Origin of the sequence: Achromobacter sp. EB05, from assembly GCF_044232075.1 — a bacterium.
Taxonomy (GTDB): Bacteria; Pseudomonadota; Gammaproteobacteria; order Burkholderiales; family Burkholderiaceae_B; genus Achromobacter; species Achromobacter dolens.
Genome location: NZ_CP155917.1, coordinates 869,087 through 891,799 on the forward strand (window position 1 = coordinate 869,087; position 22,713 = coordinate 891,799).

Sequence of the window (22,713 nt, forward strand, 5' to 3'; positions counted from 1 at the left end):
TCTGTGTGGAACGACGCTCGCACGACCAACCTGATCGCCAACACGCTTGCCGTGCTGGCGGTCTGCGCCATGCTCCTGGCGGGCGTGGTGTGGGTGGCGCAGCGTCCGTATTTCACGCTGTCGGCCATCGAGCTGGAGTCCACGCCGGACTCCGAGCTGCACTATGTCTCGCCGGGCGCGGTGCGTGCGGCGATCGCGGGGCGCTTCAAGGGCAACTTCTTCACGGTGGACCTGGACGACGCGCGCGAGATCTTCGAGTCGGTGCCATGGGTGCGCCACGCCACCGTGCGGCGGATCTGGCCGAATGTGCTGCGCGTGCGCATCGAGGAGCAGCAGCCGCTGGCGCTGTGGAACGAGAACCAGATGATCAACACCTGGGGCGAGGCGTTCACGGCCAACACGGGCGAAGTGGACGACGAGACGGTGCTGCCGCAGTTCTCCGGGCCCGAGGGCACCGAGTCGCTGGTGGTGCAACGCTACGCCGAGCTGGCGCGCTGGTTCGCGCCGCTCGATATGCATGTCAAGCAGCTGGAGCTGAGTCCGCGCTACGCCTGGCGCGTGGTGCTGTCCAACGGCATGCTGCTGGACCTGGGCCGAGATCCGGGCGCCGATGCGCCGGATCCGCACGGCCTGCCCGGCGCGCTGCCGTTCGCGGCGCGCATTCAACGTTTTGTTCAGGCCTGGCCGGCCGTGGCGGGGCGCCTGGAAGGGCGCACCATCACGCAGGCCGACCTGCGCTATCCCAATGGTTTCGCCCTGGCGCTGGCCCCGTTGCCCGCGTCGGCAAACAAACCCAAATCCACACCGAAACCTCCCAAGAAACGCTAACGCCATGACCCGTGACATCAAGGACCTTATCGTCGCCCTCGATATCGGCACCAGCAAGGTGGTGGCTGTGGTGGCTGAAATCCTGCCCGAAGGGCGATTCGAAGTGCTTGGCCTCGGCCAGCACGAATCGCGCGGCATGCGCAAGGGCGTGGTCGTCAATATCGAGACCACTGTGAATTCGATTCAGCGCGCGCTTGAAGAAGCCGAGCTGATGGCAGATTGCAAGATCCGAGACGTCTACACCGGCATTGCCGGCAGCCATATCCGCAGCTTCAATTCCAGCGGCATGGTCGCCGTCAAGGACAAGGAAGTCACCGCCACCGACGTCGCCCGCGTCATCGAGACCGCCAAGGCGGTGAACATCCCGACCGACCAGCAGGTGCTGCACGTGCTGACCCAGGAGTTCATCGTCGACGGCCAGGAAGACATCCGCGAACCCATCGGCATGAGCGGTCTGCGGCTGGAAGTGCGCGTGCACATCGTGACCGGCGCCGTCAGCGCCGCGCAGAACATCGTCAAGTGCGTGCGCCGCTGCGGCCTGGAAGTGCAGGACCTGATCCTGCAGCCGCTGGCCTCCAGCCTGGCCGTGCTGACCGCCGACGAAAAGGAGCTGGGCGTCGTCCTGGTGGACATCGGCGGCGGCACCACCGACGTGGCGATCTTCACCGGCGGCGCGATCCGCCACACCGCCGTGCTGCCGATCGCCGGCGACCAGATCACCAACGACATCGCGGCCATGCTGCGCACGCCGACGCCCGATGCCGAGGAAATCAAGCTGCGCTATGGCGTGGCCAAGCAGGTGCTGGCGAGCCCGGACGAGTCCGTGGAAGTGCCGGGCCTGGGCGACCGCGGCCCGCGCCAGGTCAAGCGCCAGGCGCTGGGCGCCGTGATCGAGCCGCGCGTCGAAGAACTGTTCACGCTGGTGCAGCAGGTGGTGCGCGACTCCGGCTACGAGGACCTGCTGGCTTCCGGCGTGGTGCTGACCGGCGGCTCGGCGCAATTGCCCGGCATGATCGAACTGGCCGAGGACGTGTTCCTCAAGCCGGTCCGCGTGGCGGTGCCCGAATACGAAGGCAGCCTGGCCGACGTGATGCGCAATCCGCGCTTCTCGACCGTGATGGGGCTGTTGCAGGAGGCGCGCATGCAACGCGTGCGCGGCCGCAAGGTCGCCGCGCAGACCGGCAATTTCAAGAGCCTGCTGGCGCGCATGAAGGAATGGTTCATGAATTGAAGAGGGGGGCAGGTTGGGGCCTGCTCCTTGGCACGATCCGCGGCGGTAGGGCGGGCCGGGCCAGAAAGGGGAGGCGTCTCAAACCCGTTGCGGACCAAAGCAGTCGGCTTCGGCTTTGAGGCGATTCACAAAATATAGGTTGTTGGGGAATTTTTGTGATTTGCAAAATCGGACTTGTGAGGGAGTCATCATGATGAACTTTGAGATGCTTGAGAACAACACCAAAGGGACCGTAATCAAGGTCGTTGGTGTGGGCGGTGCGGGCGGCAATGCCGTCGCGCACATGATTCGCAGCGGCGTGCACGGCGTGGATTTCATCTGCGCCAACACCGATGCGCAGGCACTGGCGGCGACCAACGCCCCGGTGCAGATCCGCCTGGGCCGCACCGGCCTGGGCGCGGGCGCCAAGCCCGAGCAAGGCCGCGCGTCGGCCGAAACCGCGCGTGAAGAGATCCGTGCCGCCCTGAACGGCGCGCACATGGTCTTCATCACCGCGGGCATGGGCGGCGGCACCGGCACGGGCGCAGGTCCGGTCGTGGCCGAAGTCGCCAAGGAGCTGGGCATTCTGACGGTGGGCGTGGTCACCAAGCCCTTCTCGTTCGAAGGCAACAAGCGCCTGAAGATGGCCGAAGACGGCATTGCCGAACTGGCCAAGCACGTGCATTCGCTCATCGTGGTGCTCAACGAGAACCTGTATGAACTGATGGACGAGGACGCGACGCAGGAAGACTGCTTCCGTTCGGCCGACGACATCCTGCACAACGCGTGCGCGGGTATCGCCGAAATCATCAACGTCGAAGGCAACGTCAACGTCGACTTCGAAGACGTCAAGACGATCATGGGCGAGCAGGGCCAGGCCATGATGGGCACGGCATCGGCTTCGGGCGCTGACCGCGCCCGCGTCGCCGCCGAGCACGCCATCGCCTGCCCGCTGCTGGAAGGCGTGGACCTGAACGGCGCGCGCGGCGTGCTGGTCAACATCACCGCCAGCCGCTCGCTGAAGATGCGCGAAACGCGCGAAATCATGGAAACGATCCGCAGCTACGCTTCGGACGACGCGACCGTGATCTTCGGCACCGCCTACGACGAATCGATGGGTGAAAACCTGCGCGTGACCGTGGTTGCGACCGGCCTGGGCCGTGCGCAGGCGCGTCCGCAACTGGTGCAGAGCACCGCTGAAGTGCTGCGCACCGGCACCGACAACATGCCCATGGGCACGATGCCGGCCGCCGGTCAGGGTGATTACCGCAATCTGGACATGCCGTCTGTCATGCGCAACCCGCGCAGCCAGGCGTCGGCCCAGGTGCGCGCGCTGGAAAGCTCGGGCATGGATCATTTCGACATCCCCGCTTTCCTGCGTAAGCAGGCGGATTGAACCTGGAGCCTGGTTTCAGGCTCTATATGCACTCCCTCATCTCCGGCTTGCCTGTCCCCGCGGGCAGGCCGGAGGCGGAGCGGTCTGTGTTTTGATTGTGTGACGTGAATCGGGGACGGTTTTATCGGTCGGTCCTGACGCTTTGATGGCGTTGAGAACCGGACAGAGTTACAATACGTCAGTTACGCCGGCAATCTCTTGTCATCTTGCCGGCTTCCTGGCTCAAAATACCTTAGTCTCATGTTCCGACAGCGCAGCATTCAGAATCTCGTCCGCACGACAGGCGTCGGCGTCCACTCCGGACGGCGGGTCGAGCTCACCCTGCGTCCGGCGGCGCCCAATACGGGCATCGTGTTCCACCGCGTCGATCTGCCCGAAGTCGTCGACCTGCCCGCGCAGGCCACTGGCGTGGGCGATACGCGCATGGCGTCCGTCCTGCAGCAGGGCAACGTCCGCGTTTCCACGGTGGAGCATCTCATGTCGGCGCTGGCCGGCCTGGGCATCGACAACCTGCATATCGACCTCACTGCCGAAGAAGTCCCCATCATGGACGGCAGTGCGGCAACCTTCGTGTACCTGTTGCGCTCGGCGGGCATCGTCGAGCAGAACGCGCCGAAGCAGTTCATCCGCGTGTTGAAGACGGTGGAAGTGCGCGAGGGCGAAGGCCGCAACGAGAAGTGGGCCCGGCTCGAACCCCATGAAGGGTACGCGCTGGCCTTCTCGATCGACTTCCGCCACCCGGCCATCGACTCGACCGCGAATTTCGCCGAAATCGATTTCGCCACCCATTCGTACGTGCGCGAGATCGCGCGCGCGCGCACCTTCGGCTTCGTCAACGAAGTCGAGGCGCTGCGTTCGATGGGCCTGGCCCGCGGCGGCAGCCTGGATAACGCCATCGTCATGGACGAATACCGGGTGCTGAACAGCGACGGCCTGCGCTACGATGACGAATTCGTGAAGCACAAGATCCTGGACGCCATCGGCGACCTGTATCTGCTGGGCAAGCCGCTGGTCGCGCGCTATGTGGCATGCAAATCGGGCCACGCGCTGAACAACCAGTTGGCGCGCGCGCTGCTGGCGCAGCGCGATGCCTGGGAAATGGTCACCTACGAATCGCAAGCCGAGGCGCCGCAGGCGTTCCGGCACGAATGGCAACTGGCCTGAGGCCGGTCGACTGCTGATGGCCGGTGCGCCGGGGGGCTGTCCCCGGCTGGCAGCCGGCCAATTTCATTTGGATGGCATCCCAAGGGGGCACGCCTCGTCCCGCTGGCGCCATCCCCGCGCCCGCCGCAGGGTCATCCCGTCCGGCAATGTGGCCATCGATGTCACCCGAAAGGCGGGCATCCGGACAAGCCCGGCTATCTCAGCTACTCTTGTGGTGCTTCAATAGCCTGGCCACCGCGTCGGCCAGCGGGCCGGGACGCAGGTTGTCATGCAGGGTTTCGAAGGCGCCCAGGGCGGCATCCCCCAGCGGCTGCGCCTCTTTCGGCGGCAGCGGCTTGCGGGCCCCGGGCTTGGGCAGGCCGGCTTGTACCTTCACCGCAATTTCGTTAAGGTTCCAGCCTTGGTCCGCCAAAGCCTGCGCGATGCGCGGGGCAAGTTGGCGCATCTTCGCCGCGTGCGCGGCGCTGGGCACCACCAGTTGAAGGCGCTGGTTTTCCAGCTTGCCGACCTGGCAGACGGAGCCCAACGGGGCGGGCAGGATCGCCGCCACCGCATATTGGATTTGCAAGTGCTTGCGGGCGGTTGCCAGTACGCCGGCGCCCCGCATGTCATGACCCAGCCATCCCAGGGCGGTATTTTCCCCTCGCCGGCTGGAACTGGAACGTTGACGGTATGAAGTGGGTCTATTCATCCCGGCTCTGAGAATTAGGAAGCAAACCTTGAAAATCGTGATTATGCACGCCCGCGACGGGCGGGACGGGCATTTCACCCTGGGAGGCGCGCATTTGGCGTTGTTTCTGGGGGGCGCGCTGATGACGGCCGCCATCTTCGGCGCCGCCCTTCAGCGCTACATTACACCCATCCTGCCCGCCGTACACACCGTTGGCTGGCCGCTGTCCGAACAACCGGGACGCGATGCGGACTTCCTGCGGGGCAACATGAACCTGCTGGCCGCCAAGGTGGGCGCGCTGCAGGCCAAGCTGGCCAGCATCGACGGACTGGGCCAACGGGTGGCCAAGGTGGCTGGCGTGGCCTACACCGATCCCGAGGTCGCCAAGCAACTGGCATCGGCCCCCGCCGACGCCCAGCATGCCCCCGAGGCCACCCAGGTGATGGACGACCTGTTCACCGAGGGCACGCCGCCCAGCGCCGCCTCGGCCGAGGCCCTGGGCCGTCAGTTGGACGAGATCCAGGAACGGCTGGCCCTGCAGACCGACAATCTCAAGCTGCTGGACGCGGCGCTGACCCGGCGCTCGGCCGACCAGGCCCGCATGCCGACGGCGATGCCGATCACCGATTACCCCTATCTCAGTTCTTCCTACGGCTGGCGCCGCAACCCCGTGACCGGTCGTTCGGCCATGCACGAGGGGCTGGACTTCGCCGCGCCGCCGGGCACGCCCATCCTGGCGGCCTCCGGTGGCGTGGTGCTGGAAGCAAGATTCCATCCCGGCTATGGCAACATGGTCGAAATCGATCATGGCGATGGCCTTATCACACGCTACGCGCATGCTTCCTCGCTGATGGTCAAACAGGGTCAACTGGTCGACCGCGGCCAGCAGATCGCCCGGGTGGGCTCGTCGGGGCGATCCACCGGACCGCACCTGCATTTCGAAGTGCGGCTGGCCGGCCAGCCGCTGGATCCGCGCCTGTTCCTCGGCCCGCAGCAGAACGCTCCGCCGACGGTGGCGCAGGCCGGCGCGGACAGCGCCGCGCGCTGACGCCCGATCCGGGCTACAGTGCCACCCTGGCCATCGGTTCAGGCTCTTACGCGCCAGGTGCGTTAAACTGGTTCGTTTCCCAGCGGACCCCCGCTCAACCAAATAAATCAAGTCACGGGTGACGCCGCCCTGGCCCCATGCGGGCGCGGCGGGGCTCGTGCGGCCGACATACGCATGGTTTCTCTGCTCAAAAAACTCATAGGCAGCCGCAACGACCGGCTGCTTAAGCAGTATCGCAAGCTGGTAACCCAGATCAATGGGCTGGAGCCCAAGATCTCCGCGCTCTCCGATGCGGAGCTGGCGGCCAAGACCGCGGAATTCCGTTCCCGCCATTCCCAGGGCACGTCGCTCGACGACCTGCTGCCCGAAGCCTTCGCCGTGGTGCGCGAGGCGGGCAAGCGGGTGTTCGGCATGCGCCACTTCGACGCGCAGTTGCTGGGCGGCATCGCCCTGCACAGCGGCAAGATCGCCGAAATGCGCACGGGCGAAGGCAAGACGCTGATGGCCACGCTGCCGGTCTACCTGAACGCGATCGCCGCCAAGGGCGTGCACGTGGTCACGGTGAACGACTACCTGGCCCGCCGCGACGCCGAATGGATGGGACGCCTGTATCACTTCCTGGGCCTGTCCACGGGCGTGGTGGTGCCGCAGCAGCCGAACGAGGAAAAGAAGGCCGCCTACGCCGCCGACATCACCTACGGCACCAACAACGAATTCGGTTTCGACTACCTGCGCGACAACATGGAATACCGTGTTGAGGATCGGCGCCAGCGCGGCCTGTTCTACGCCATCGTCGACGAAGTGGACTCGATCCTCATCGACGAGGCGCGCACGCCGCTGATCATCTCCGGCCAGGCTGAGGACCACACCGAGCTCTACATCCGCATGAACGCGGTGCCGCCGCTGCTGACCCGCATGGCCAGCGAGCCCAAGCCGCAGGAGCCGGAACCCGAGGGCGACTACTGGGTCGATGAAAAGAGCCAGCAGGTCTACCTGTCGGAAGCCGGCCACGTCAACGCCGAAGGCATCCTGGCGCGCCTGGGCATCCTGCCCGAGGGCGAGTCGCTGTACGACCCGCGCCACATCGCGCTGATGCATCACCTGATGGTGGCGCTGCGCGCCAACACGCTGTTCTTCCGCGACCAGCAATACGTGGTGCAGGATGGCGAAGTCATCATCGTCGACGAATTCACCGGCCGCCTGATGGTGGGTCGCCGCTGGTCCGACGGCCTGCACCAGGCGGTCGAGGCCAAGGAAGGCGTGAAGATCCAGCACGAGAACCAGACGCTGGCGTCGATCACCTTCCAGAACTACTTCCGCATGTACGAGAAGCTGTCCGGCATGACCGGCACGGCCGACACGGAAGCGTACGAATTCCAGGAGATCTACGGGCTCGAGACGGTCATCATCCCGACCAACAAGCCCATGATCCGCAAGGACCAGAACGACCAAGTCTTCAAGACGGACGGCGAAAAGTACAACGCCATCCTCGAAGACATCCGCGATTGCCACGAGCGCGGCCAGCCGGTGCTGGTGGGCACCACCAGCATCGAGAACTCCGAACTGCTGTCGGGCCTGCTGAAAAAGGCCAAGCTGCCGCACGAGGTGCTGAACGCCAAGCAGCACGCGCGTGAAGCCGAGATCGTCGCCGAGGCCGGCAAGCCGGGCCACATCACCATCGCCACCAACATGGCGGGCCGCGGCACCGACATCGTGCTGGGCGGCAGCGTCGACAAGCAGGTCGACCTGATCCGCGCCGACGAGTCGCTGTCCGAAGCCGAAAAGACCGCCCGCATCGAAAAGGTGCGTGCCGACTGGAAGCCGCTCAACGAGCAGGTCAAGGCTGCGGGCGGCCTGCGCATCATCGGCACCGAGCGCCACGAATCGCGCCGTATCGACAACCAACTGCGCGGCCGCGCCGGCCGCCAGGGCGACCCGGGTTCGTCGCGCTTCTACCTGTCGCTGGAAGATTCGCTGATGCGCATCTTCGCGGGCGACCGCGTGCGCGCCATCATGGAACGCCTGAAGCTGCCCGAGGGCGAGCCGATCGAGGCCGGCATGGTGACGCGTTCCATCGAGACCGCGCAGCGCAAGGTCGAAGGTCGCAACTTCGACATCCGCAAGCAACTGCTGGAATACGACGACGTCGCCAACGACCAGCGCAAGGTGCTGTACGCGCAGCGCAACGAAGTGCTGGAAGCGGCCAGCGTCAGCGCCACGGTCGAGAACCTGCGCGACGCCGCGGTGGTCGACCTGTTCAACACCTACGTGCCGCCGGAATCGGTGGAAGAGCAGTGGGACATCCCGGCCTTGCAGAAGGCGCTGGAGGCTGATTGGCAGATCCACCTGCCGTTGACCGAGATGCTCGAGAAGGAAGCCAACCTGACCGACGAGGATCTGCGCGAGCGCGTGATCGCGGCGGCGCGCGACGTCTACCAGGGCAAGGTCGACCAGGTCGGCGCCGAATCGTGGTCGCAGTTCGAGCGTTCGATCATGCTGCAGGCGATCGACACGCACTGGCGCGAGCACCTGTCGGCGCTGGACTATCTGCGCCAGGGCATCCATCTGCGCGGCTACGCGCAGAAGAACCCCAAGCAGGAATACAAGCGCGAAGCCTTCGAACTGTTCTCGGGCATGCTGGACCGCATCCGCGACGACGTGGTGCGCGTGCTGATGACGGTGCGCGTGCAGTCGTCCGAGCAGGTCGAGCAGGCCGAGGCCGAAGCGGCCCAGCCGCACGTGCAGAACGTGCAGTACCACCACTCCGACTACGACGAGGCCCTGGCCCAGTCGGCCGACGACGCGGGCGCCCAGCCGGTGCGCAACGTGCTGCCCAAGGTGGGCCGCAACGATCCGTGCCCGTGCGGCAGCGGCAAGAAGTACAAGCAGTGCCACGGCAAGCTGGTCTGAGCGGATAACGCCATGCTGCATGCCGTCGGCCAGACCGAGTTCGACCACGCCGTGGTCATGGTGCGGGACCGCCTGGATGCGCTGGCGCCGCACTTCGAGCGCCAGGGCTTCCACCTGAGCGACAAGGCGGTGCACAACCTGGGTTCGTGCAACCGCCTGATCGTGCTCGAAGGCACCTACGTCGAACTGCTGGGCTGGCCGCCCGGCGCGCCGCCGGCGCGCAAGGAAATCGCCGATTCGCCCTTCGGGCTCGAGGCGCTGGTGTTCCGCACCTACGATGCCGAGGCCACGCGCGAGCGCCTGCTCGCCGCCGGCTTCGCCGTCAATCCGATGCAGGAGCTGTCCCGTCCCGCCATGCTGGACGGCCGGGAAGTCGAGGCCCGTTTCCATACCGTGCGTTTCGCCGAGCAGCCGCTGCCCGGGATCCGCATGTATTTCTGCCGTCACCTGACGCCCGAGTGCGTCTGGTCGCCTGAATTGATGGCCCATCCCAACGGCGCCCGCAGCCTGCTGCGCATCGACGCCCGCGCGGCTCAGCCGCGCCAGGTGGCCGAACGGCTGGCCCTGGTGGCAGGGGTGACGGCCGAGGCCGCCGCCGGCGGTTGGGACGTGCCGCTGGCCAACCTGCACATCCACGTGCGGGAAGACGCCACGGCCGTGACCCCGGTGCTGTCCACGCTGACGTTGGAAAACCGCGACGGCGCTCACTACACGCTCGACACCGGCGTCTGATCCCGCCTTCCGCGCGCAGTCGCCGCGCGGGCTTTTTCTTTGGTTGACCTCCCGTTCCCAATTTTTGGGGGCGGAGCCTTGCTTCGCGCTTGCGGGCAAACCCGGGTTGTCCGGCAAAGTGTATGCACTTTAGTATGCACTTTATCCCCATCGCGGAGCGCCCCGGCGGCCGACACCCTCATGACCTCATCCCGACCCGCAGCCCGCACCATGGCCGGCCAGGCCGAGCTGTACAACGCCGTCAAGGCGATGGCGGTGAGTTTCGAGTTCAAGCCGGGCGAGCGCATCAACGAAGTCGAACTGGCCAGGCGCCTGAACGTGAGCCGCACGCCGCTGCGCGAGGTGCTCAACCAACTGATGGTCGAGGGCTTCCTGACCCGTTCGGTGAACCGCGGTTTCATCGCGCGGCTGCTCGACGCCAAGCAGATCCATAGCCTCTATGAATACCGCGCGGTGCTCGAGGCCGGCATTGTGCGCGCTGCCTGCGAACGCGCCACCGACGAGGAACTGGCGGCGCTGCGCGCGTTTGTCGAACGCTCGCGCGACGTGCCCGAGGACAGTGACGCGACCCGCCTGCTGGAATTGGACGAGGCGTTTCACCTGACGCTGGCGCGCTATTCGCGCAACGAGGAATTCGTGCGCGCGCTGGAGAGCGTCAACGCCCGCATCCATTTCGTGCGCTGGATCGACATGCAGCAGGGCCGTCGCAGCCACACCCAGGGCGAACACTTGCGCATCGTCCAGGCGTTGGAGCGGCGCGACATGGATGCCCTGCCGGACATGATGCGCAGCCACATCGGCCGGCGGCTGGACCAGATCACCGATGTCATCCGCACCGGCTTTTCCACGATTTACATGCGGGACCAGGCCGAACCCGCTGTCGCAGCGCCGGCCAACACCACAACAGCAGGGGAAAACACATGACCTACACAACGATGCGGCGCGCCTTGGCGGCCGTCTGCGCGCTCGCCGCGCTGGGGGGCGGGCTGGCCGCCGCGCCCGCCCGGGCGGAAGAAAAGCCGCTGATCCTGGTGGTGCCGTATCCGCCCGGCGGCAGCACCGACATCCTGGCCCGCATCCTGCAGCCACGGCTATCCAAGGAACTGGGCGGCCGCGCCGTGGTGGTGGAAAACCGCCCGGGCGCCGCCAGCCAGATCGCCACCGCCTTCGTGGCGCGGGCCGAGCCCGACGGCAGCACGCTGCTGGTCAGCTTCGACAACCACGGCATCAACCCGGCGGTGAAGCCCAAGCTGCCCTACGACACCTTCAAGGACTTCGTCGCCATCACCCAGACCGTGCGCTTTCCGCTGGTGCTGGGCGCCAATCCGGGCGTGCCGGGCGACAACCTGAAGGAATTCCTGGCGGCCGCGGCCAAGCAGCCGCCCAACAAGTTCAACTATGCCTCCACCGGCGTGGGATCGCTGAACCACCTGGCGCCCGAAGAACTCAAGCGCCTGTCCAAGGTGGAGCTACTGCACGTGCCATATGGCGGCGGCGGACCGGCCATCCAGGCCGTGGTGGGCGGCCAGGCCAACATGACCTGGTTGAGCTTCGCCGCGCTGCGCGGCCAGATCCAGGCCGGCAAGATCAAGCCGCTAGCGGTGGCCGGCGAGAAGCGCCTGCCGGACCTGCCCAACGTGCCGACGGTGGCGGAGTCCGGTTTTCCGGGCTTCGTCGCCTATTCGTGGAGCGGCATGTTCGCGCCCAAGGGCACGCCGGAGGCGACCGTCAAAAAGCTGACGCAGGCGTTCAACACGGTGCTGGCCGATCCGGACGTCAAGAAGAAGCTGGAAGAGGCCGGCTTCGAGATCGTGGCCTCGAACGGCCCGGCGCTGGATGCCTACGTGAAGGCGGAATACGACCGCTGGAGCAAGTTCATCAAGAGCAGCAACATCAACCTGGATAACTGAGCGGCCGGTGGCGGCGCGCCTTCGCGCGCCGCCCGGTCCGCGCATCGCGTGGAGAAGACATGGATACCTTGACTGGCGCCGAAGCAATGGTGCGGATGCTGCAACACAACGGCGTCAAACATATTTTCGGCCTCTGCGGCGATACCAGCCTGCCGTTCTACGACGCGCTCTACCGGCTGGATCATGGCATGCGACACATCCTTACCCGTGACGAGCGCAGCGCCGGCTACATGGCCGACGCCTATGCCCGCGTGACCGGCAAGGTGGGCGTGTGCGAAGGGCCCAGCGGCGGCGGCGCGACCTATCTGCTGCCGGGGTTGGTGGAGGCCAACGAATCGTCCATTCCGGTGCTGGGCATCACCTCCGACGTGGCGGTGGGCTCGCGCGGCAAGTACCCGCTGACCGAACTGGACCAGGAGGCACTGTACCGGCCGTTGACCAAGTGGAACCGCACCATCGATCGCGCCGACCAGATCCCCGGCATGGTGCGCGCGGCGTTCCGCGCCATGACCACCGGCAAGCCCGGCGCGGCGCACCTGTGCTTTCCGTATGACGTGATGAAGCAGCAGGTCGATGGCGCCGACGTCTGGGCCCAGCCCGAGCATGCGCAGTTTCCGTCGCTGCGCTACGCGCCGGATCCGTCGGACGTGGCGCGCGCGGCGCAGCGCCTGGTGGGCGCGCGTTCGCCGGTCATCATCTGCGGCGGCGGCGTGGTGATCGCCGGCGCCAGCGGCGCGCTGCAGGAACTGGCCGAGAGCCTGAAGGCGGCGGTCTGCGTGACGGTCAGCGGCCAGGGCAGCCTGGCCGACACCCATCCGCTGAACGCGGGCGTGGTGGGTTCGAACGGCGGCGTGATGGCCACGCGCGACGTGGTGGCCGCGGCCGACGTGGTGCTGTTCGTCGGCTGCCGCGCGGGTTCGACCTCGACCGAGCACTGGCGCTTCCCGAACCGCGACGTGCCGATCCTGCACATCGACATCGATCCGATGGTGATCGGCGCCAACTACCTGACCGAAGTCGGCATGGTGGGCGACGCCAAGCTCGCCCTGCAGGCGCTGGGTGCCGAGGTGCAGGCGCGCCTGGCGCACCGGCCGTCCGACGCCGTCGATGGCGCGGTGCTGGCGGGCCGCGCCAAGGCCGCGCGGCGCGCGCAACTGGAGCCGCTGGCGAGCAGCCTGGAGGCGCCGATCCGCCCCGAACGCGTGGTGCAGTCGCTCAATCGCCTGCTGCCCGACGATGCCGTGGTGTGCGCGGATCCCGGCACGCCGTGCCCGTACTTCTCGGCTTACTACGACGTGTCGCGGCCCGGCCGCCACTTCATCACCAACCGCGCCCATGGCGCCTTGGGCTTTTCGATGTCGGCGGCGCTGGGCGCCTGGGTCGGCCGGCCGAACGCCAAGTGCGTCTCGGTGATGGGCGACGGCAGCTTCGGCTTCACGGTCGGCGAGCTCGAGACCATCGTGCGCCACAAGGCGCCGCTGCTGATGATCGTGTTTTCGAACTCGGTCTATGGCTGGATCAAGGCCAGCCAGAAGGCCGGCTACGACAAGCGCTACTACAGTGTGGACTTCGACCGCACCGACCACGCCCGCATCGCGGAAGCCTATGGCGTGAAGGCCTGGCGGGTCGAGGATCCGGCCAAGCTGGACGCGGCGATCAAGGCGGCGATGGAGCATGACGGCCCTGCGCTGATCGACGTGGTGGCGCAGCCGCTGCAGGACGCGGCGGCGCCGGTCAGCCAGTGGATGGGCTGAGAACCCGGCCGGGAAATATGCAGCGGGGCCTTGGAAGGCCCCGCTTTTTTTCGGGATGCCGGTTGCGGCGGACGGCGTCAGTGCGGCGCGGGCGTGGGCACCAGATGGTTGACGCCGGTGCAGAGGTCGGCCTGGTCGACCCCGTAGATATGCAGGGACACGGCGACGCCCGGGCCAGCGTTGCCGAGGCGGTGGATCTGATGCAGGCCCGGGGCGGCGGTGCCGACATCGCCCGGCCGGCGACTGATCTCGCCGCAGGCAATGGCCGCGGCGGCGGCAGGGTCCCAGCGGTAGTGGGTTTCGGCCAGTTCGCCTTGCAGGACCTGGTAGGTGCACCAGGTCTTGTGGCCGTGCACCGGGCTGAACTGCCCCGGGCGCCAGATCAGGTAGGCGACGGTGAAGGCGCCATGCGGATCGGCGTAGGCGATATGGCGGGTGTAGGTGTCGGCGCGGCCGGCGCGCAGGTCTTCGGGCAGGCCGCGCAGCATGTCGCCGGCATTGGCGACGCTGCTGGCCAGCTCGCGCAGCAGGCCGCGGGCCGCGTTCATCTGGGCGACCTGCACCGATTCGCACAGCGAGCGCAGGTCTGCGGCGGCAAGTTGGACGGAGGTCATGGGCGGGCCCCTGAATGACGAGGTTTCATCTTAGGGATTTGCGCTGGAATGCCTTTGCCAAATTCGGCCGCCGGGGCCCGAACATTAGAAAAAAATTCCACCCCTGCCGCGGCCTGCCGCTCCTATACTGATCCGCTTCACGGCATCACTCTGGAGAGTCAGGCATGGATCTGGGGATCAGCGGCAAGACGGCATTGGTATTTGGCGGCAGCCGCGGCATGGGCCGTGCCTGCGCCCTGCAGTTGGCGCGCGAGGGCGTGGCGGTGACGATCGCGGCCCGCAACCCGCAGACGCTGGAGCAGGCGGCCGCCGAGATCGCCCGCGTCGCGGGCATCGGCGTGGGCTGGGTCTCGGCCGACCTGACGCTGGACAAGGGCCGCGACGCCGCGCTGGCCGCGTGTCCGCACCCCGACATCCTCATCAACAACGCCGACGGCCCCATGCCTGGCGATTTCCGCGATTGGAGCCATGAAGACTGGATCGCGGCGCTAGATTCCATGATGCTGGGCCCCATCGACATGATCCGCCGCGTGGTCGACGGCATGATCGAACGGCGCTTCGGGCGCATCGTCAACATCGTCTCGCGCAGCGTCAAGGCGCCGCACGCCGAGCTGGGACTGTCCAACGGCGCCCGCGCCGGCCTGATCGGCTTTGTCAGCGGCCTGGCGCGTCAGACCGTGCGCCACAACGTCACCATCAACAACCTGCTGCCGGGCGCCTTCGCCACCGACGCGCAGGCGCGCCATATCCGCGGCATGCTGGAAGAGGGGGGCAAGACCTTCGAACAGCTTTGGGACGAGCGGGGCCGCGCCAGCCCGGCCGGCCGCTATGGCCAGCCCGAGGAACTGGGAGCGCTGTGCGCCTACGTCTGCTCGGCGCACGCTGGCTACATGACGGCGCAGAACATCCTGCTTGACGGCGGTGGCTACCCCGGCACGTACTGAAGCCACGGCCGCTTAGGGTGTTCCACGGCTGGACGCGGTCGGGGCGTCAGGGCAAGATTGCGGCGATATCGCTTGAGGAACCCCCATGGACCAGACGGACATCAAGATCTTGGCGTTGCTGCAGAAGGACGCCACCTGCTCGGTCGCCGAGATCGCCGAGCAGGTCAATCTGTCCGTCACCCCCTGCTGGCGCCGCATCCAGAAGCTCAAGGACGATGGCGTCATCGCCCGCAACGCGATCCTGCTGGATCCGCGCGCGCTGGGGCTGAACCTGACCGTGTTCGTCTCGATCAAGACCAGCCAGCACAACGAGAAATGGACCCAGAGCCTGATCAATGCGGTCATGGCGCTGCCGAACGTGGTCGAGTTCCACCGCATGGCCGGCGACATCGACTACCTGCTCAAGGTGGTGGTCGAGGACATGGCGGCCTACGACCGCTTCTACCGCCGCCTGATCGGCGCGGTCGACCTGCTGGACGTCAGCGCCAGTTTCTCGATGGAAGTGATCAAGAGCACCACGGAATTGCCGCTGGACGCGCTCTAGGCGCGGGCGGCCGACGCGCTCCGTGCGGGACCGTCCCCAGGGGGGCGGCCGGTGGCAATCGGGCCCCGGCGCCGATGCGCAATTTTTTTCCCTGGCGCCGCCCTCCGGCGAATACAAATTTCTTTCGGGGTGTTGCGCGCGGCCCATCTCGCAATTCTTTTGCGCGCCAGGCGGCGTAGCATATCCGTCATTCCCGCCATGGGAATGAACCCGGGATATCAGAGGACCCTATGTCGTTGGCAGTACCCGCCGGCTGCGCCGGACTGGCGAAGACGCAACCCGCGTCGGTGGAAGATCTTTTGGTGGGATGGAACGGCACCGACGACCTGTGGGTGTTCGCCTATGGTTCCCTCATCTGGCATCCCGGTTTTGCCTGGCGCGAACGGCGCCTGGCCACGGTGCGCGGCTATCACCGCTCGCTTTGCCTTTGGTCGCACGACCACCGCGGCTCGCCCGACAACCCCGGGCTGGTGTTCGGCCTGGATCGCGGCGGCTGCTGCCGCGGCGTGGCATTCCAGATTGCCGCCTGCGACGTGCCGGAGGTGTTCGAGGCGCTATGGCGCCGCGAGATGGTCACCGGCGCCTACACGCCGCGCTGGCTGGCCTGCCACACCGAACAGGCGCCCGTGCGCGGACTGGTTTTCCTCTTGAACCGCGCCTGCCAGGAATACGCCGCCGACCTGAGCGACGACCGCCTGCTGGCATCGGTGCGCAACGCGGTTGGGCATTCAGGCCCGTGCCTGGATTACGTGGTGGAAACCGAAAAGGCGCTGCGCGCCCACGGCATTGACGATTGGCGCCTGGGCGAGCTGGTGCGCCGCCTGGGCATGCAGCCCTGCTGAAGGGCGGCGCGCCCGAGGCCGCCGAAGCGCCTTGCGGCGGGCGCCCGGGGCCGTTCCGCGGCGGCGCGCCGGGCCGTCAGAAGGCCCAGCGGCCGAACATGAACAGCACGTTGCCCGCGCCGCGCGAGCCGGGGATGTAGGTGGCGTACAGCATGGTGTCCTTGTAGCCGGCCGAGACCAGCGGCAGCACGCCGGGGAAGGGCACGTAGCTCATGATGTCGTGGCGCGCGGTCAGGAAGACCGTATAGCCGGCGCCCAGCCGGAAGTTCTCGCTGACCCGTCCGATCTTCAGGAAACCATAGCCGGCGATCGGCTCGACCTTGCTGTGCGAGTCCAGGAAGGCCATGGCGTACAGGCCCTGCCAGTCGCCGTCTTCGTCGTAGATGCTGCGGCCATAGCCGCCGCCCCAGGCCAGCTCGTTGAAGCTGTTGATCTTTTCGCGGCTGTACATGGCGCGGTTGTGCCACGCGTAGCCGCTGAAATAGAGGTCGTTGCCGCCTTCGGTCCAGATCTGGTCGAGGCGTTGACAGGCGGATTGGGCCCACGAGGGAAGGTTATCGCAGGCGTGCGCGGCGGCGCTGAAAGTGGAGAGCAGCAGGCAAAAAAGCGCTGCCCGGAAACGGGCGGTCATTGCGGGGACAGAAAATGATGACAACCCCGTTACTGTAACGGAGCGGCCGTCATATTGACTGTCATGTCGCTGTCAAACGAGTGTTCAGGACATCCGGTGAAACATTCGTGCGCGGGTCCGTTGCGGACGCGCTACAGCAGGAAAATCGTGGCCAGGCCCAGGAAGATGAAAAAGCCCAGCGAGTCTGTCGCGAAGGTCAGCAGGACCGAGGATCCCATGGCCGGATCCTTGCCGAAACGGGCCCGCACCATCGGCACCAGCACCCCGACCGACGCGCCGACCAGCATGTTGCAGACCATGGCGGCCATCATCACCAGCGCGATCGACAGGGAGTGCGAAATCACCCAGGCGAACAGGGCCGCCACCAGGCTGCCGCACAGGCCCACCATGAGGGTCACGAACAGTTCACGCTTGACCAGTTGCCACAGGTTGCGCCCGGTGATCCGGCCCATCGCCAGGGCGCGGATGATCAGCGTCATGGTCTGGTTGCCCGAGTTGCCACCGATGCCGGCGACGATGGACATCAGAAACGCCAGGATCACGATCTGACTGACCGTGCCCTCGAATTGCGAGGCCACGAACGAGGCCGTGGCGGCGGTACAGAGATTGAACAGCAGCCAGGGCGCGCGGTTGCGCAGCGCGGTGCTGACCGGGGCGAAGATGTCCTCTTCCTGCAGACCGGCGCGCGACAGGGCCTGCTCCTGTGAGTCTTCGCGCATCACGTCGACCACGTCCGCAATGGTGACGCGGCCGATCAGGCGGCCCTGGTCGTCCATCACGGGCGCCGACACCAGGTCGTAGCGTTCGAATGCGCCGGCGGCGTCGGCGTCGGAGTCGAGCGGGTTGAGGGTCAGGAAGTCGGCGTTCATGACCGCGCGCACTTCGGTTTCGGGTTCGCTGACCAGCAGGCGCGACAGCGGCAGGATGCCTTGCAGCTTGTCCTGGCGGTCGACCACGAAGATCTGGTCGGTGTGGTCGGGCAGTTCGTGCAGGCGGCGCAGGTAGCGCAGCACCACTTCGAGCGTGACGTCCTCGCGCACCCGGACCATTTCGAAGTCCATGATGGCGCCGACGCTGTCCTCCGGATAGCCCATCGCTTCCAGCAGTTGCGCGCGCTCTTCCTCGGTCAGGCCTTTCTGGACCTCGGCCACCACGTCCGGCGGCAGGTCGGGCGCCAGGTCCGCCAGTTCGTCGGCGTCCATGTTGCCGGTGGCGGCCACCAGGTCCTGGCGGTCCATCGCCTCGATCAGCGACTCGCGCACCCAGTCCTCGACCTCGAGCAGCACGTCGGCGTCGTGCTCGGGGCTGACCAGCTTCCAGATCGCCTGGCGTTCATCCTTGGGCAGCGACTCGAGGATGAAGGCGATGTCCGCGGGATGCAGGCCGTCCAGCAGGGTCTTGAGCTCGGCCTCGTGCTGGCGGTGCACCAGGTCTTCGACCAGGTTGGCCTTGGCGTCGCCTTCTTCCTGGCGATGCACCAGGTCGGCCACCAACTGTTGGCGGCGCAGGCGCTCCTGGACTTCCGCCAGGGCGTGCTGCGCGTCTTCCGGGTCGAGGCGGCGGGGCGTCGCGGGCGGTTTCTGCGCGGCGGCGGACTGCGTCATGCGATACGGCTCAAAGAATGGGGAGAGGGCGGCTGCGCCGAGCTTCGTCGGTGGCGACGTAGGTCAGCGTGGCTTCGGTGACCTTGACGACTTCGGCATCCAGGCGCTGGCGCTCCGCGTAGACCTCGACCGAGACGGTGATGGAGGTCTTGCCGGTCTTGACGATGGAGGCATAGAAGCTGAGCAGGTCGCCCACGAACACGGGTTGCTTGAACTGGAACGCATTGACGGCGACGGTGGCGACCCGGCCGGCCGCGCGGCGGGCAGCGGGAATCGAGCCGGCGATGTCGACCTGGGACATGATCCAGCCGCCGAAAACGTCCCCGTGGATGTTGGCGTCCGCCGGCATTGGCATGACGCGCAATACCGCGTCGCGATTGGCGGGCAAAGTCGTGAAGGGGGTTTTGGTGCTGGAGGTCATGCGGCCGGCTCCAATGCAAGGCAACCAGCCGATTATGCAGGAAAAACGTGGCGCCGGCGCGGGCCGGCGCCACGTCGGGACGCTTTCTCGAAGCGCCCGCGGATCAGGACGCCAGCTTGACGATGCCGTAGCCGCCGACCAGCAGCCAGACGTACAGGATCAGGCCCAGCGCCATCACGCGCGGACCGGCCTTGCGGATGTTGGCGAAGCGCGTTTCGATGCCCAGCGCGGTCATGGCCATGGTCAGGGCGAAGACGTCCAGGCGGCGGATGGCGGCGACGACGTCGGCCGGGATGATGTTCAGCGAGTTGATGATGGCCAGGGCCAGGAAGCCGACCGCGAACCAGGGAATGGGCAGCTTGGCGCCCTTGGCGTTGCCGCCGGCGTGGCTGGCGGCGCTGCGCAGGTACAGGCCGAGGACCAGCAGCACCGGCACCAGCAGCGCGACGCGGGTCATCTTGACGATGGTGGCGACTTCCGTGGTGGCGGGGTCGATGTTGCTGGCCGCGCCCACCACCTGCGCCACTTCGTGGATGGTGCCGCCGATGTAGATGCCCAGCGCCTGGGTGTCGAAAGGCAGCCAGCCGGCGTGGTACAGCACCGGGTACAGGAACATCGACAGCGTGCCGAACAGCACCACCGTGGCCACCGCCACGGCGCTCTTGTGCGGCTGCGCCCGCAGGGTCGGCTCGAAGGCCAGCACGGCGGCCGCGCCACAGATGGCGCTGCCGGCGGCCGTCAGCATGGCGGTGTCGCGGTCCAGCCCGAGCAGGCGCTGGCCGACCCAGGTGCCGATCAGCAGCGTGCCCACCACCACCGCCACCGAGACCGCCAGGCCCGGCAGGCCGACGGCGGCGATCTGCTGGATGCTGATGTTCAGGCCATAGAAGGCCACGGCGATGCGCAGCAGGCGGCGCGCGGTGAAGTTGACGCCCACGCCCCAATCGACCGGCATGGTGCCGCGCAGGAAGTTGCCGTACAGCATGCCGCACACGATACCGACCACCAGCGGCGAGAAACCGAGCTGGCGGATGGCGGGCAGGTCCGCCAGTTGCATCACCGCGGCCGACATCAGGCCGACGAACAGCACGCCGTTGAGCTTGTCGCGCCAGGGCGTGGCCGCGGCGGCCGCGGCGGGCGGCGCGGCAGGGGCGGCATGGTGGGGGGCGGTGGTGCTGGCGGTGCTCATGGCGGGCCTTCGTGCATATCTAAATAACTAGGCGAAATATTAATTTCATGGTCGTTATTTGAAAAATTTTCATTTTTGATATGAAATATCGGAAATTCTGATAATACGGCTGCCGCCGCCCGGACCGCCCATGACCCCCGATCAATTGCTCACCTTCGCCACGGTGGCCGATGCCGGCAATATCAGCCGCGCGGCGCAGCAACTGCACCTGTCACAGCCGGCCGTGTCGGGCCAGTTGCGCGCCTTGCAGGAATGGTTCGGCGAGCCGCTGTACCGCCGCAGCGGCCACGGCATCGCCCTGACCGAAGCGGGCGAGCGCCTTGCCGAGCAGGCGCGGCAATTGCGCCAGGTGTACCGCCAGGCCCAGGCGGTGCGGGAGTCCTGGCGCGGCCTGGAGACCGGCGCGCTGCGCCTGGGGGCCAGCACCACGCCCGCCAGCTACCTGTTGCCCGCCCTGGTGGCGGATTTCCGCCAGGCGTTTCCGGCGGTCAGCCTGCACCTGTCCGATGGCAACACGCGCGAGATCGTGGAGCGCCTGCCCGCGCTGGACCTGGCGTTCATCGAGGGCGACGTGCCGACGGGCCTGCCGGCCGATACCGCGGTGCACGCGTGGCGGCAGGACGAGGTGGTGGCGATCGTGCGGGCCGATCACGCGCTGGCCGGCAAGGGCGCGGTGACGCTGCGCGACCTGGCGCAGTCGGCGCTGGTGATGCGGGAACCGGGCTCAGGCGTGCGGCGGCTGGTCGAGCGCGCGTTCGCCGACGCCGGCCTGGCGCCGTCGATCGGGCTGGAACTGGCGGGGGTGGAGGGGGTGAAGCAGGCGGTGCGCGCCGGGCTCGGCGTGGGCTTCGTGTCGGCCATGTCGATGCGGCACGAGGATGGCGCGTTGGCGGCCTTGCGGCTGTTGCCGCGTCCGCTGACGCGCACGCTGAGCATCCTGGTGCCGCACGCGGATGCCGCCGCCCGCGCCGCCCAGCGCTTCCTGGCGATGTGCCAGGCGGTGCGGACGGCGCAGGCGGGCGACTTCTAGCGGCGCGTCAGGCCTTGGCCAGGCGCTTGAGCGCCAGTTGCACCCAGTAGGTGCCGCCCAGCGGCAGCAGGTCGTCGTTGAAGTCGTAGCTGCCGTTATGCAGCATGCAGGGGCCCAGGCCATGGCCGGCGGCGCGGTGGTCGCCGACGCCGTTGCCGATCCAGACGTAGCAGCCGGGCAGTTCCTGCAGCATGAAGGCGAAGTCCTCGGCGCCCATGGTGGGCTGCACGTGGTCGTTGACCTTGTCGGCGCCGACGATGTCGCGCATGACGTCGGCACAGAACGCGGCTTCGTCGGGATGGTTGATGGTGGGCGGGTAGTTGCGCTGGAAGGTGAACTCCACCTCGCAGTCCATGGCGGCGCAGGTGTGGCGCGCGATCTCTTCCATACGGCGTTCGATCAGGTCCAGCACCTCCAGCGTGAAGGTGCGCACGGTGCCGCGCAGCTCGGCGTGATTGGGCACCACGTTGTCGGCGCTGCCGGCGTGGATCTGCGTGATGCTGAGGACCGCGGCGTCGAGCGGATTGCGGTTGCGCGTGATGATGGTCTGCAGCGATTGCGCCAGTTGCACCGCCGCCATCACCGGGTCGATGCCCAGGTTGGGCATGCCTGCATGGGTGCCCTTGCCCTTGACCACGATGGAGAATTCGTTGCTGGAGGCCATGATGGGGCCGGCGGTCACGCCGAACTGGCCGGGCGCCATGCCGGGCCAGTTGTGCATGCCGAACACGGCTTCCATCGGGAAGCGGGTGAACAGGCCGTCGTCGATCATGCGCTTGGCGCCGCCGCCGCCTTCCTCGGCGGGCTGGAAGATCACATACACCGTGCCGGCGAAGTCGCGGTGCTGCGACAGGTAGCGAGCGGCGGCCAGGAGCATGGCGGTATGACCGTCGTGGCCGCAGGCGTGCATCTTGCCGGCGTGCTTGCTGGCGTGGGCGAAGGTGTTGGCTTCCTGCATCGGCAGGGCGTCCATGTCGGCGCGCAGGCCGACGGCGCGTTCGCCGGGACGGTCGCCGCGGATGATGCCGACCACGCCGGTGCCGCCCAGGCCGCGATGGATTTCAATGCCCCATTCTTCGAGCTTGGCCGCGACCACGTCGGCGGTGCGGAATTCCTCGAACGCCAATTCGGGATGCGCGTGGATGTCGCGTCGGATCTGGGAGATATCGTCGCGCCAGGCAACGATGGGATCGAGCAGTTTCATGGAAAGAATCAGGCGGAATATGGGAACGCAACAAGGTTATCATCAATCAAAAACCAATTTAATGGAGA

General features: G+C 67.0%; 21 protein-coding genes. 14 read left to right on the plus strand and 7 right to left on the minus strand.

All coding sequences use genetic code 11. From position 1 onward, the window contains the following. The first annotated feature begins 3 nt into the window (after positions 1-3). The 4 genes from AAID08_RS04075 (at position 4) to lpxC (ending at position 4,598) form a co-directional block, all read left to right on the plus strand. The gene (locus AAID08_RS04075) at positions 4-828 is read left to right on the plus strand and encodes a cell division protein FtsQ/DivIB (RefSeq protein ID WP_020925135.1); all 825 of its coding nucleotides are present in this window, start codon (positions 4-6) and stop codon (positions 826-828) included. A 4-nt stretch (positions 829-832) separates the two neighbouring features. Next, entirely contained in the window at positions 833-2,059 is a 1,227-nt protein-coding gene (gene ftsA / locus AAID08_RS04080; protein ID WP_006217473.1) for a cell division protein FtsA, read from the plus strand. A 190-nt stretch (positions 2,060-2,249) separates the two neighbouring features. Continuing rightward, on the plus strand, positions 2,250-3,434 hold the full coding sequence (gene ftsZ, locus AAID08_RS04085) for a cell division protein FtsZ (RefSeq protein WP_054501910.1): 1,185 nt from the start codon (positions 2,250-2,252) through the stop codon (positions 3,432-3,434). A 240-nt stretch (positions 3,435-3,674) separates the two neighbouring features. Next, positions 3,675-4,598 (plus strand): UDP-3-O-acyl-N-acetylglucosamine deacetylase, encoded by a 924-nt coding sequence (gene lpxC, locus AAID08_RS04090; protein WP_006392959.1) that lies wholly within the window; start codon positions 3,675-3,677, stop codon positions 4,596-4,598. Between the two features lie 199 nt (positions 4,599-4,797). On the opposite strand, the gene AAID08_RS04095 is transcribed toward lpxC, so the two are convergent. Beyond that, a complete protein-coding gene (locus AAID08_RS04095) occupies positions 4,798-5,205 on the minus strand; it encodes a flagellar hook-length control protein FliK (RefSeq protein WP_006388788.1) in 408 nt (135 codons plus the stop codon). A gap of 127 nt (positions 5,206-5,332) precedes the next feature. On the opposite strand from AAID08_RS04095, the gene AAID08_RS04100 reads away from it, so the two are divergent. From AAID08_RS04100 to AAID08_RS04125, 6 genes are all read left to right on the plus strand, one after another. Beyond that, positions 5,333-6,316, plus strand: a complete 984-nt coding sequence (locus AAID08_RS04100; RefSeq protein ID WP_054501909.1) for a M23 family metallopeptidase — start codon at positions 5,333-5,335, stop codon at positions 6,314-6,316. A 174-nt stretch (positions 6,317-6,490) separates the two neighbouring features. Then, positions 6,491-9,226: a preprotein translocase subunit SecA gene (gene secA / locus AAID08_RS04105; protein ID WP_054501908.1), complete on the plus strand. Its 2,736-nt coding sequence runs from the start codon at positions 6,491-6,493 to the stop codon at positions 9,224-9,226. A gap of 12 nt (positions 9,227-9,238) precedes the next feature. Then, positions 9,239-9,958 (plus strand): VOC family protein, encoded by a 720-nt coding sequence (locus tag AAID08_RS04110; RefSeq protein ID WP_175188450.1) that lies wholly within the window; start codon positions 9,239-9,241, stop codon positions 9,956-9,958. A 180-nt stretch (positions 9,959-10,138) separates the two neighbouring features. Continuing rightward, a complete protein-coding gene (locus AAID08_RS04115) occupies positions 10,139-10,882 on the plus strand; it encodes a GntR family transcriptional regulator (protein WP_054501907.1) in 744 nt (247 codons plus the stop codon). Further along, positions 10,879-11,868 carry a tripartite tricarboxylate transporter substrate binding protein gene (locus AAID08_RS04120; protein ID WP_006392965.1) on the plus strand — a complete coding sequence of 330 codons (990 nt, stop codon included), beginning with the start codon at positions 10,879-10,881 and terminating at the stop codon, positions 11,866-11,868. Before AAID08_RS04115 ends, AAID08_RS04120 begins: the two co-directional genes overlap by 4 nt. A 59-nt stretch (positions 11,869-11,927) precedes the next feature. Then, positions 11,928-13,622 carry a thiamine pyrophosphate-binding protein gene (locus AAID08_RS04125; protein ID WP_054501905.1) on the plus strand — a complete coding sequence of 565 codons (1,695 nt, stop codon included), beginning with the start codon at positions 11,928-11,930 and terminating at the stop codon, positions 13,620-13,622. A 77-nt stretch (positions 13,623-13,699) separates the two neighbouring features. Here AAID08_RS04125 and AAID08_RS04130 read toward each other — a convergent pair whose 3' ends face one another. Then, the gene (locus AAID08_RS04130) at positions 13,700-14,236 is read right to left on the minus strand and encodes a cysteine dioxygenase family protein (RefSeq protein WP_054501904.1); all 537 of its coding nucleotides are present in this window, start codon (positions 14,234-14,236) and stop codon (positions 13,700-13,702) included. Between the two features lie 164 nt (positions 14,237-14,400). On the opposite strand from AAID08_RS04130, the gene AAID08_RS04135 reads away from it, so the two are divergent. The 3 genes from AAID08_RS04135 to AAID08_RS04145 all read left to right on the plus strand — a co-directional run bounded on the left by AAID08_RS04135 (position 14,401) and on the right by AAID08_RS04145 (position 16,566). Then, positions 14,401-15,180, plus strand: coding sequence for an SDR family oxidoreductase (locus AAID08_RS04135; protein ID WP_064527143.1), 780 nt, complete (start codon positions 14,401-14,403; stop codon positions 15,178-15,180). Positions 15,181-15,265: 85 nt separating this feature from the next. Then, positions 15,266-15,724, plus strand: coding sequence for an Lrp/AsnC family transcriptional regulator (locus AAID08_RS04140; RefSeq protein WP_054501902.1), 459 nt, complete (start codon positions 15,266-15,268; stop codon positions 15,722-15,724). A gap of 230 nt (positions 15,725-15,954) precedes the next feature. Next, a complete protein-coding gene (locus tag AAID08_RS04145) occupies positions 15,955-16,566 on the plus strand; it encodes a gamma-glutamylcyclotransferase (RefSeq protein WP_054501901.1) in 612 nt (203 codons plus the stop codon). A gap of 76 nt (positions 16,567-16,642) precedes the next feature. Here the strand turns inward: AAID08_RS04145 and pagP are convergent, their stop codons facing one another. The 4 genes from pagP to AAID08_RS04165 form a co-directional block, all read right to left on the minus strand. After that, the gene (pagP, locus tag AAID08_RS04150) at positions 16,643-17,197 is read right to left on the minus strand and encodes a lipid IV(A) palmitoyltransferase PagP (RefSeq protein ID WP_049071412.1); all 555 of its coding nucleotides are present in this window, start codon (positions 17,195-17,197) and stop codon (positions 16,643-16,645) included. Positions 17,198-17,328: 131 nt separating this feature from the next. Next, positions 17,329-18,801 carry a magnesium transporter gene (gene mgtE, locus AAID08_RS04155; protein ID WP_054501900.1) on the minus strand — a complete coding sequence of 491 codons (1,473 nt, stop codon included), beginning with the start codon at positions 18,799-18,801 and terminating at the stop codon, positions 17,329-17,331. Between the two features lie 10 nt (positions 18,802-18,811). Beyond that, positions 18,812-19,222: an acyl-CoA thioesterase gene (locus AAID08_RS04160; RefSeq protein ID WP_006388802.1), complete on the minus strand. Its 411-nt coding sequence runs from the start codon at positions 19,220-19,222 to the stop codon at positions 18,812-18,814. Positions 19,223-19,325: 103 nt separating this feature from the next. Then, complete coding sequence (locus tag AAID08_RS04165; protein WP_372415622.1) at positions 19,326-20,411, minus strand: YeiH family protein; 1,086 nt, start codon at positions 20,409-20,411, stop codon at positions 19,326-19,328. A 130-nt stretch (positions 20,412-20,541) separates the two neighbouring features. Between AAID08_RS04165 and AAID08_RS04170 the strand changes: the two genes are divergently transcribed. After that, positions 20,542-21,441 (plus strand): LysR family transcriptional regulator, encoded by a 900-nt coding sequence (locus tag AAID08_RS04170; protein ID WP_054501898.1) that lies wholly within the window; start codon positions 20,542-20,544, stop codon positions 21,439-21,441. A gap of 7 nt (positions 21,442-21,448) precedes the next feature. Here the strand turns inward: AAID08_RS04170 and AAID08_RS04175 are convergent, their stop codons facing one another. Then, positions 21,449-22,645: a M20 aminoacylase family protein gene (locus AAID08_RS04175; RefSeq protein ID WP_175168153.1), complete on the minus strand. Its 1,197-nt coding sequence runs from the start codon at positions 22,643-22,645 to the stop codon at positions 21,449-21,451. Positions 22,646-22,713: the final 68 nt, after the last annotated feature.